Here is a 10,371-nt window from a genome sequence, read left to right on the forward strand (position 1 = left end):
CTGCGGAAGCGATGACCTTGGTCAGCAGGGCTGCCGAGCGGATCGCGTCGTCGTTACCCGGGATCGGGTAGTTCACCTGATCGGGATCGCAGTTGGTGTCCAGGATCGCGATGACCGGGATGCCCAGCTTGCGGGCTTCGCCGACGGCGATGTGCTCCTTGTTGGTGTCGACGACCCAAACGGCCGACGGCACCTTCTGCATGTCCCTGATACCGCCGAGGCTGCGCTCGAGCTTGTTCTTCTCGCGCGTCAGCATCAGGATTTCCTTCTTGGTGCGACCCTCGAAGCCGCCGGTCTGCTCCATCGCCTCGAGCTCCTTGAGGCGCTGCAGCCGCTTGTGCACGGTCTGGAAGTTGGTGAGCATGCCGCCCAGCCAGCGCTGGTTGACGTTTGGCATGCCGACGCGGGTCGCCTCGTCTGCGATCGACTCCTGCGCCTGCTTCTTGGTGCCGACGAACATCACGCTGCCGCCGTGAGCGACGGTCTCCTTGACGAACTCGTACGCCTTGTCGATGAAGGTCAGCGTCTGCTGCAGGTCGATGATGTAGATGCCGTTGCGGTCGGTGAAGATGAACCGCTTCATCTTGGGGTTCCAGCGACGGGTCTGATGCCCGAAGTGAGTGCCGCTGTCAAGCAGCTGCTTCATGGTTACAACAGCCATTGTCGGCCATTCCTTTGTGTCGGTTGTCGCCCAGCGACGGGTGAAGCCGGGCCCTGGCGGCTGCTGCGATGCCGGACCCGTCGTTGGACGGGACCGCCCGGCATGCGGTGCGAACTCCCAGTGGAACGAGAGACGCGGTACAGACGCGCGAAGTCAGCTCGTTATTACGTGCTGCGCAGAGCAGTTTACACCGTTCGGCCAGGTGCTTTGTCCACAGCGCTGGCTGGCCGCTTCGTCGGCGCCGCGGTGAACTGACGTTGTGCGATGGGCCGCGATGATCCTGGCTGCGATGCTGGTCTGCGCATTGCCGGCGCGTGGTGATGTGGCTCGCCTGCGGTGGCCGCTACGCCCGGTTCCGGCGGTGGTGCGAGGTTTCGACGCCCCGTCGCCGAACTGGAACCGGGGCCACCGCGGGGTGGACCTGGCGGGCACCCCGGGCCAGCCGGTCTATTCCGCGGGTGCCGCAACGGTGGTGTACGCCGGGACGCTGGCCGGCCGTCAGCTGGTGTCGCTGGCCCACCCGGGCGGTCTACACACCAGCTACGAGCCCGTGCGGGCCGGCGTCCGGGTCGGGCAGTCGGTGGCCGCCGGGACGGCGGTCGGGGAATTGCTGGCGGGGCATGCGGGCTGTCCGACCGCGGCGTGCCTGCACTGGGGAGCGATGTGGGGCCCAGCCGCCCGCGCCGACTATGTCGATCCGCTGGGACTGCTGGCGTCCACACCGATTCGGCTCAAACCCCTGCACCGATAGTCGCCGTCAGGCCCGCGGGTGCGCTTGGTCGTGCACCGCGCGCAGCCGGGCCACCGTCACATGGGTGTAGAGCTGGGTGGTCGCCAGGCTGGCATGGCCCAGCAGCTCCTGCACGACCCGCAGATCGGCCCCACCCTCGAGCAGGTGAGTGGCCGCGCTGTGCCGCAGACCGTGCGGACCCATGTCCGGTGCGCCGTCGACGGCGGCGACGGTCTGGTGCACCACGGTGCGCGCCTGCCGCACATCGAGCCGCCGGCCCCGAGCCCCCAGCAGCAACGCCGGTCCGGACTCCGCGGTGACCAGCGCCGGTCGCCCGTCGGCCAGCCAGGCGCGCAACGCCTCGGCGGCGGGCTCGCCGAACGGAACGCTGCGCTGCTTGTTGCCCTTGCCGAGCACGCGCAGTATCCGGTGTGAGTTGTCGATGTCGTCGATGTCCAGGCCGCACAGCTCGCTGACCCGAATCCCAGTGGCATACAACAGCTCAACGATCAGACGGTCGCGCAATGCCATCGGATCACCTTGCTGTGAACCGGATTTGGCCGCCGACATCGCTGCGAGTGCCTGATCCTGCCGCAATACCGCCGGCAACGCCCGTCGCGCCTTTGGCACTTGCAGCCGACTCGCAGGGTCACCGGCTAGCAGCCCGCGTCGCACCGCCCAGGCGGTGAACGTCTTGATCGCCGATGTACGGCGAGCCAGCGTGGTGCGAGCCGCCCCGGCTCCGGCCCCGGCGGCAAGCCAAGACCGCAGAATCGGCAGGCTCAATGCCTGCAAGCCCCGGTCCGGGGCGCGTTCGTCGAGAAACGCGAACAGTGAACGCAGATCGCCCAGATACGCGCGGCGGGTGTGGGCCGAGCGAAGGCACTGCAGTTCCAGGTAGTTGTCGAACTCGTCGAGGATCGCCTCCACCACCTCACGGTCGCAGAGACGGGCGGCGTGGCTCAGGTGACGCGCCGCAGGGTGTCCGGAGTGAGATCTTTCAGCGTCGGATAGCCGTCGACGGCCATGGTCAAGTCGGCTTCGGCCAGCAGCGAGCGCAGTACGTGCACGATCCCGTCAACGCCGTCCAGCGCCAGGCCGTACGCGTAGGGCCGCCCGACGCCCACCGCGGTCGCGCCGAGCGCGAGGGCTTTGACGATGTCGGCGCCGCTGCGAACGCCCGAGTCGAACAGCACCGGCAGCCCGTCGGCGGCCTCCACCACACCCGGCAGGCAATCCAGCGCGGGCAGCCCGCCGTTGGCTTGCCGGCCGCCGTGGTTGGAGCAGTAGATGCCGTCTACACCACCGTCTTTGGCGCGACGCGCATCGTCGGGGTGGCAGATGCCTTTGACGAGCAACGGCAGTTTGGTCAGCGAGCGCAGCCACGGCAGGTCATCCCACGTCAACGGGTTGCCGAAGATCTGTATCCAGCGCAGCACCGCACCTTGGGGGTTCTCTTCGGGGCTTTGCGCCAGGCTCGCGCGGAAAACCGGGTCGCTGGTGTAGTTGCTCAAACATTTTCCGCGGAGCTGCGGAAAGTTCGACTTGCCCAGGTCGCGCGGACGCCAGCCGGTGACCCAGGTGTCCAGGGTGACGACGATGCCCTTGAAGCCGGCGGCTTCCGCGCGATGCACGAGGCTGGCGGCCAGCTCGCGGTCGGTCGGCGTGTAGAGCTGGAAGAACCCGGGTGTGTCACCGAACTCGGCGGCGACGTCTTCGAGCGGGTCTTCGGTCAGCGTCGACATCACCATCGGGACACCGGTGCGGGCTGCGGCGCGCGCGGTGGCCAGATCGCCGTGGCCGTCCTGGGCGCATAACGCGATCACTCCGATCGGTGCCATGAACAGCGGGCTCGGCAGTTTCAGCCCGAACAAGTCGACGGATAGATCACGTTGTGCGGCGCCGACGAACATCCGAGGCATCAGGCCCCAGCGCTGGAAAACCTCGCAGTTGGCCCGTTGGGTGCGCTCGTCGCCCGCCCCGCCCGCGACGTATGACCAGATCGACGGCGGCAAAGCCTTTTCGGCCTTCGCCTCGAGCTCCGCGAAAATCATCGGCAGCTTCGGCACGATCCCGGCCAAGCCTTGGAGATAGATCTCGTTCTGGTAGTCGCCGAATGCCATGCGATGAGCATGCCAGCCGGCGTTCGGGCTGACGAGGCCCTACTGGGTGGCGGCCTCCGCGGCGGCGAGTTCCTTCTTCCACTGCCGGAACGTCTCTTCGGTGCGACCGCGCCGCCAGTACCCGGAGATCGACGCCCACTTCGCGTCGACACCACGCTCTTTGCGGATATAGGGCCGCAGGTTGTGCATCACCGCCTGGGCTTCACCGTGCACGAAGGCGTGCACCTGACCGGGCAGCCAGTGGGCGGTCTTGACCGCTTGGACGAGCGGCGAATGGTCGCCGGCGCGATCCTCGCCGACCAGATCAGCCCGGCCGCCACGCAGAATCCAGTTGACCTGCACGCCTTCCGGCGCGGCCAACGGCACTTCGTCCTCCGGCTCGGCGACTTCGATGAACACTTGGCCGATTGCGTTGGCAGGCAACGCTTCCAACGCAACGCTGATCGCCGGTAGCGCGGTCTCATCGCCGACCATCAAGTGCCAGTCGGCCGAGGGATCGGGGGCGTAGGCGCCACTGGGACCCATCAGATACATCGGCTGGCCCGGCTTAGCCGATGCAGCCCACGGCCCGGCAGCCCCGTGCTCCCCGTGCACCGCGATATCGACAGCTATCTCACCGACGACGGGGTCAGCGCGACGAACTGTGATCGTCCGCACCACCGGCTGCTTGGCGGTGGGCAGGTCGGCAAAAGACTCCAGCGTCAACGGCTGCGGTAACCGGGCCACGTCGACGTCGTCGGGGACGAACACCAGCTTGACGTAGGAGTCGGTGAAGTCGCTGGGCGTGAAGGTGTCGAAACCGCTGCCGCCCAAGATAACCCGGATCATGTGCGACGTCACCTGCTCGGTGCGAACCACTTCGAAGGTGTGCACTGGTCGACCGGGCACCTGATTCCTCTCGTTGAGCGCTGACTGTGACCAGTATACGAACCGGGGCCGTCACACCTTCGGTCCCACGACCGAGGCCAGCGCCAGATCAGAGTCGAACCAGGCTGGTTAGCCGGCGTCAGGCTGCAACGAAAAGCTCTGATAAATGGGCGTTTTCGGAATCTACGCCGCGTTTTCCATGCTTCCAGTCCCGATACTCATCGGGTGTCAGCGTCTTGCCGAAGACGGTTGTTACAACAGCGTCGTTGCCCAAGTAGAGGTCCTCGTTGCGCCACCACGCCTGGAGCAGTCGGGTAAAAGGGCAACCGCGGGTGCAGATGGTGCACCAGGTGGTAGTTGGACGTGAGCACGGCCACGGAATTGAGTGGGATCGTGATCCAGACCGGGGCGTAGCCGCCGATCGCCGCGATTGCCGCTGCAGTAAACACCGCCAAAGCACCCAATGCCAGGGCGAATGTCGGCCACGCGACCGCTGGTGTCGGCTGGCTGCGCTGGGGGCCCGGGCGGGGCGCCGCCTCGACTAGTACCAGATGAGGTGCGTCGAGAGCAGGCCTGGCCACCTCCGAGACACGACGGACGTGCACGCGACCGCAAACCGACCCTTAGCTGGGAGGCAGCCGAACGTTATCTCGTTTTCCGACGTTTTGATCCAATTTTGAGGATCAAGATCGCCGGTCCGCCTCGACAGATTTCACGGCCCGGCGCGATTCCGGACGATTCGCCAGCAACCGCTGTGGCGCTCGGCCAAACCGGCGATCTCCAGCATCGCCAGCGGCCCCAGGATCCGAGCCGGCTCCACCGCGGCGGCTACCGCGATCTGGTCGACGGTAGCGACGCCGCTCCCGGGGAGCGCCTCGTACACCCGCCGCTCCTCGTCACTGAGCCCGTCGAGTGGGGTGGCCGGACGCGACTGCTCGGGCGCCAACTCTCCGATGCGACCGACCAACTCGACGACATCCTCGGCACGGGTTATCACCTCGGCCCCCGAGCGCAACAACGCGTGGCATCCGCTCGACGCCGACGACGTCACCGGCCCGGGCACGGCGCCGACCACCCTGCCCAATGCCCGCGCCCAAGCGGCGGTGTTGGCCGCGCCGCTGCGCAAACCGGCCTCCACAACCACTGCAGCGCCGGCAAATGCGGCGACCAAGCGGTTGCGGGTCAAGAACCGGTGTCGGGCCGGCCGTACCCCCGGCGGATACTCGGTGACCAGCAACCCGTCAGTGCCGATACGGTGCAGCAGTGCGGAATGTCCTGCGGGATAAGGAATATCAAGCCCGCCCGCCAGGACTGCCACGGTGACACCGTCGGCAGCCAACGCCGCGCGGTGAGCCGCGCCATCGATGCCGTAGGCCCCGCCGGAAATGACCGCGACATCGTGCTCGGCAAGCCCGCCCGCCAGATCCGCCGCCACCTGCTCGCCGTAACTGGACGCGGCGCGGGTGCCGACCACCGCGGCGGATCGCTGTGTTGTCTCGTCGAGTCGCACCGGGCCCAGTGCCCACAGTGCCAACGGTCGCCGACCCTGAGGTTTCGCCGCGGCGGCACCGTTGAAGGCGGCGAAGGCCAACGTCGGCCATTCGTCGTCCTCCGGGGTGACCAGGCGACCACCTCGGCGGTTCAGCAACTCGAGATCTTCAACAGCGCAGTCGATTTCACGCCGTGCTTCGGTTCGTCGGGTCAGAATGTCGTCAACCTGGCCTCGGCGCACCCGGTCGGCGGCCTCGACCGGCCCTACCCGGGCAACCAGCTCTCCAAGCTCCTCGCACGGCGGCTCGACGACCCGCGACAGATAAGCCCATGCCCGCTGTGTTGGATCGGTCACCGCGACGTTCCTGGCTGGCGGAAGCTCAGTGCGGTTGCCACCTCGTCGCGCCCCGGCGACGTGCGACCGGCCAAGTCACTCAGCGTCCACGCGACTCGCAGCGTGCGGTCGAGGCCCCGAATGCTGAGCAGCCCGCGGTCAAGCGCGGTGCGCAGCGGCTCCATGGCAGCATTGCCCGGCCGGAACCGGCGCCGCAATAGTGTTCCGCTGACCTCGGCGTTGGTGCGGACACCGTGTGCACGCCAGCGCTGGGCCGCCGCGTCGCGGGCCGCCGTCACCCGACGACGGACCTGCCCGGTCGACTCGGGTTCGGAGTTCGCGAACGCACTCATCCGTACCGGATGCATCTGGACCCGCAAGTCGACGCGGTCGAGCAGCGGTCCGGACAGGCGGCCGAGATACCGTCGTTTGACCGCCGCTGCGCAGATGCAGTCTTGAGGATCAGCCGGCGCACACGGACAGGGGTTGGCCGCCAGCACGAGTTGAAAGCGGGCGGGATAGCAGGCCACACCGTCTCGGCGGGCCAGGCGAATCTCGCCCTCTTCCAACGGCGTTCGCAACGCCTCCAACGCGCTGACACCGATCTCGGCGCACTCGTCGAGAAACAGCACGCCACGGTGCGCACGGCTGACCGCGCCGGGACGGGCCATACCCGACCCACCGCCGACCAGTGCCGCGACGCTGGAGCTGTGATGCGGCGCCACGAATGGCGGCCGAGTGATCAGCGGCGTGGCATCCGACAACAGACCGGCCACCGAGTGGATCGCGGTAACCTCCAACGACTCGCCGTCCGACAACGGCGGAAGCAGACCCGGAAGACGTTGCGCCAGCATGGTTTTACCCACACCCGGCGGCCCGGTCAGCATCAGGTGATGCGATCCGGCGGCGGCGACCTCGACGGCGAAGCGCGCCTGGGCCTGCCCCACCACCTCGGCCAGATCAGCGGGTGGATCTGCCTCCGTAACCACCTCGCCGATCCGTTCGTCGAGGCGCGCCGAGCCACTGAGCCAGCCCTGCAGCTGCGCCAGCGTGCGCACACCCCAGATCTGGATGCCATCGACCAGGCTGGCCTCGGGGAGATTCTCGACCGGCACCACCGCAGCTCCCCAGCCCGCGCCCTTGGCCGCCAGAACGGCCGGCAGCACCCCACGCACCGGCCGGACGCGGCCGTCCAACGCGAGTTCACCGAGTACCACCGCGGTTTCCAATTGACGCCATGGCGTTTTCCGCTGGGCCGACAAGACCGCGGCCGCGAGCGCCAGGTCGTATACGGATCCCATTTTCGGCAGCGTTGCCGGTGACAGCGCCAATGTCAGGCGCGACATCGGCCATTTGTTGTTGCAGTTGGTGATCGCGGCGCGAACGCGGTCACGTGACTCTTGCAGCGCGGCGTCAGGCAGGCCGACCAGGTGCACACCGGGCAAGCCGGAGGTGATGTCGGCTTCGATCTCGACGATCTGGCCGTCCAATCCCAGCACCGCGACGGAGAACGCGCGCCCGAGCGCCATCAGCTCACGCCCGGCAGGTGGGTGAGTTCTGGGGTGCGCCGCCGGCCGATCCGCACACCGATCACGTCGATGCGGACACCCGCCCAACGCCGATCCTGAGCAGCCAGCCAGAGCCCGGCCAGCCGACGCAGTCGGCGCGCCTTCTGGGGGGTCACCGCCTGCTCCCACCCGCCAAATCCGTCCCCGGTTCTCGTCTTGACCTCGACGAATATCACGGTGTCAGTGCTCGGGTCGGCCGCCACGACGTCCAGTTCGCCGTAACGGCAACGCCAGTTGCGGGTCACGATTTGCAGTCCGAGCCCGATCAGGTGATCGGCGGCCAATCGCTCGCCCAGCGCTCCGATTTCCGCTCGCGTCAACATCGTCATGCGGCCACCCTGGGCCAGAGCGCCGACGGGAATATCCACCGCCCCGCGATCGCCGCCGAACAACGGCCAGTTATCCCCAGTTACGCAGCAATCCACACTCGATGTGCGCGTCGCGTTGCATCTGCCGTCAAACCGTCATTAGCATCGCCTCCAGGCGATGAAGCTCGCCTTTAACCGCCGTACCGGCTGATGGCTTCTACCCGAGGCGCTTTGGGTTAGAAGGCGGGTGAGACCTGTGAGTCGAGACCTCCGCATCGCGGCGTATTACATGAATTCCCTTTGCAGCGTGCGGTTTTCGCATCGCTGTTTGCCGTTCTGCGCGGATCATTGGACCCATGCGACACCTATGGAAGGAACACCGATGTCATACGTCACGACCCAACCGGAGGCGCTGAGCGCCGCCGCAATCAGCTTGGCGGGTATCGGCAGCGCAATGGGCGCCGAGAACACCGCGGCCGCGGCACCCACCACCGGCGTGCTGCCGGCTGCTGCAGATGAAGTCTCAGCACTGACCGCCACCCAGTTCGCTGTCCACGCCCAGATGTACCAGGCGGTCAGCGCCCAGGCCGAGTCAATTCATCAGCAACTGGTCAGCGCGCTGGCAGCCGGCGCCAATTCGTATGCGGTGACCGAAGCCGCCAACGCCGCGGCAACAGGTTAAGACAGGTTACGGTAATGGATTTCGCGATGCTACCGCCAGAGGTTAACTCCGGCAGGATGTACGCCGGCCCCGGGACGGGACCGATGCTGACCGCGGCCGCTGCGTGGGACCGGCTTGCCGCCGAACTGCAATCGACCGCGGCGTCCTATCGAGCGGAGATCTCCGAGCTGACCGGCGGACCCTGGCTGGGCCCGTCGTCGGCGTCGATGGCTGCCGCAACCGCACCGTATCTGGAGTGGATGAGCGCGGCCGCCGGGCAGGCGGAGCAGACCGCCGCGCAGGCCAGATCCGCGGCGGCGGCCTATGAGGCAGCGTTCGCCATGACGGTGCCGCCCGCGGTGATCGCGGCCAATCGCAGCCTGTTGGCGGCGTTGATCGCGACCAATGTGCTGGGCCAGAACACCGCAGCGATCGCGGCCACCGAACTCGACTACGCCGAGATGTGGGCGCAGGACGCCGCGGCGATGTTCGGCTATGCCGGCTCGTCGGCGGCGGCGTCGGTGCTGACGCCGTTCACCCCGCCGCCGCCGACCACCAATCCGGCCGGCCAGCCGGCGGCAGTCGTGCAGCCGCTGATGGCGGCCGGATCGCGGGTGATCAGCGCTGTCCCCCAGGCGCTGCAGGGGCTCGCGGCCGCAGCCGCTCCGGCCGCGGTGGATCCGATAGCGCTGCTGCCACTGCTGACGGCCCCGCTAACGGCGACCGCCGTAACCGTCGGCACACTCGGCGTCACGTCGTCCTTCACGTCGTTCGGCACAACGGTGCGAGGTCTGCTGATCAACGCCGACCGTGACTACGACAACGGCAAAGGCCCATTCACCGGCAACGGTGTCGGCGGGACGATGCTGCCGCAGTGGATCATCAACGGCGTCGGCGGTATTGGCGCACCCTCGGATGCGGTTCCGGATTCGGAGGGGCCATCCCGAATGGGCCAGGCACAGAAAGTCGGCCGGCTGTCGGTGCCGTCGTCCTGGACGGTCGCGGCACCCGAAATCCGCCCGGCTGCCTTCACCATGCCCATCACCAGCGCCGCCGCAGCCCCGGAGATCGGCGGGGCGGGAAATCTGTTCAGCAGCATGGGTATGGCCGGCGCGGCGGGCGGCGCCCTCGGGAGCACGACGTCCTTCGGACGCGGCAACGAACGAGTACGGACGGCGCCGGTGCCCAGCCCCAAGCCCACGCAACAGCCGCCGAGCGAGGCGGTGACCGCGATCGCGACCGAATTGCAGGAACTCGCCGCCAAGGCGCAATCGCTGCTGGCCAAGCTGGCCGAATCCGGGCTGATGACCACCGAGGAGGTCAGCGCGCAGAAGCGGCGCTTCCTCGGGTGATGTTCACCTACGCGCCGGTTGTGGCCAACGACGAACTCGCTCAGCGTGTTCCGGAGGCATCCCGTCTACCCGAGCGCGCCGCTGCCGTCGCCTGAGCGATGCGAGATCCGACGTCGTAGACGACGATCTGCGCGGTCGCCTCCTCGACCCGGCTGATAGCCTCGGCCATCTTGTCGGCGGTGCGGTCATGCAGCAGCCGCCCTACCAGCGGTGCATGCGTGCGGCGCGGAAGTAGCACGGTCACCTTGGTGCCGGGCTGATTCTCAATCTCGTTCA

Annotated in this window: 9 protein-coding genes, 2 pseudogenes and 1 riboswitch; of the genes and pseudogenes, 3 read left to right on the forward strand and 8 right to left on the reverse strand. The window is 67.7% G+C overall.

All coding sequences use genetic code 11. The features are described from left to right. Nucleotides 1–661 (reverse strand): 30S ribosomal protein S2 (rpsB, locus tag WAO18_RS11205; protein ID WP_422206354.1); only part of this gene is annotated, 661 nt, incomplete at its 3' end. Between the two features lie 298 nt (nucleotides 662–959). Between rpsB and WAO18_RS11210 the strand changes: the two are divergent. Next, a pseudogene (locus WAO18_RS11210) lies at nucleotides 960–1,403 on the forward strand (M23 family metallopeptidase); the annotation flags it as partial. A 15-nt stretch (nucleotides 1,404–1,418) separates the two neighbouring features. Here WAO18_RS11210 and WAO18_RS11215 read toward each other — a convergent pair. The 6 genes from WAO18_RS11215 to WAO18_RS11240 all read right to left on the reverse strand — a co-directional run bounded on the left by WAO18_RS11215 (nucleotide 1,419) and on the right by WAO18_RS11240 (nucleotide 8,103). Next, nucleotides 1,419–2,321, reverse strand: coding sequence for a tyrosine recombinase XerC (locus WAO18_RS11215; RefSeq protein WP_422206355.1), 903 nt, complete (start codon nucleotides 2,319–2,321; stop codon nucleotides 1,419–1,421). A 32-nt stretch (nucleotides 2,322–2,353) separates the two neighbouring features. Further along, nucleotides 2,354–3,514, reverse strand: a complete 1,161-nt coding sequence (locus tag WAO18_RS11220; protein ID WP_422206356.1) for a lactate 2-monooxygenase — start codon at nucleotides 3,512–3,514, stop codon at nucleotides 2,354–2,356. A gap of 39 nt (nucleotides 3,515–3,553) precedes the next feature. Continuing rightward, entirely contained in the window at nucleotides 3,554–4,402 is an 849-nt protein-coding gene (locus tag WAO18_RS11225; RefSeq protein WP_422206357.1) for a siderophore-interacting protein, read from the reverse strand. Between the two features lie 691 nt (nucleotides 4,403–5,093). Then, the gene (gene dprA, locus WAO18_RS11230) at nucleotides 5,094–6,227 is read right to left on the reverse strand and encodes a DNA-processing protein DprA (protein WP_422206358.1); all 1,134 of its coding nucleotides are present in this window, start codon (nucleotides 6,225–6,227) and stop codon (nucleotides 5,094–5,096) included. Next, on the reverse strand, nucleotides 6,224–7,735 hold the full coding sequence (locus WAO18_RS11235; protein ID WP_422206359.1) for a YifB family Mg chelatase-like AAA ATPase: 1,512 nt from the start codon (nucleotides 7,733–7,735) through the stop codon (nucleotides 6,224–6,226). The genes dprA and WAO18_RS11235 overlap by 4 nt, the downstream gene beginning before the upstream one ends. Further along, nucleotides 7,735–8,103 (reverse strand): YraN family protein, encoded by a 369-nt coding sequence (locus WAO18_RS11240; protein WP_422206360.1) that lies wholly within the window; start codon nucleotides 8,101–8,103, stop codon nucleotides 7,735–7,737. Before WAO18_RS11240 ends, WAO18_RS11235 begins: the two co-directional genes overlap by 1 nt. A 144-nt stretch (nucleotides 8,104–8,247) precedes the next feature. Next, a riboswitch (Fluoride riboswitch) is annotated at nucleotides 8,248–8,309 on the forward strand. Nucleotides 8,310–8,464: 155 nt separating this feature from the next. Here WAO18_RS11240 and WAO18_RS11245 point away from each other — a divergent pair. Together WAO18_RS11245 and WAO18_RS11250 are read left to right on the forward strand one after the other, a co-directional pair. After that, the gene (locus tag WAO18_RS11245) at nucleotides 8,465–8,764 is read left to right on the forward strand and encodes a PE family protein (RefSeq protein ID WP_422206361.1); all 300 of its coding nucleotides are present in this window, start codon (nucleotides 8,465–8,467) and stop codon (nucleotides 8,762–8,764) included. A gap of 14 nt (nucleotides 8,765–8,778) precedes the next feature. Then, nucleotides 8,779–10,095, forward strand: a complete 1,317-nt coding sequence (locus tag WAO18_RS11250) for a PPE family protein (protein WP_422206362.1) — start codon at nucleotides 8,779–8,781, stop codon at nucleotides 10,093–10,095. 88 nt (nucleotides 10,096–10,183) lie between these two features. On the opposite strand, the pseudogene WAO18_RS11255 reads toward WAO18_RS11250, so the two are convergent. Continuing rightward, nucleotides 10,184–10,371, reverse strand: a pseudogene (locus WAO18_RS11255) (hypothetical protein); the annotation flags it as partial.

This window comes from Mycobacterium sp. (genome assembly GCF_049278535.1).
In the GTDB taxonomy this organism is placed as follows: Bacteria; Actinomycetota; Actinomycetes; order Mycobacteriales; family Mycobacteriaceae; genus Mycobacterium.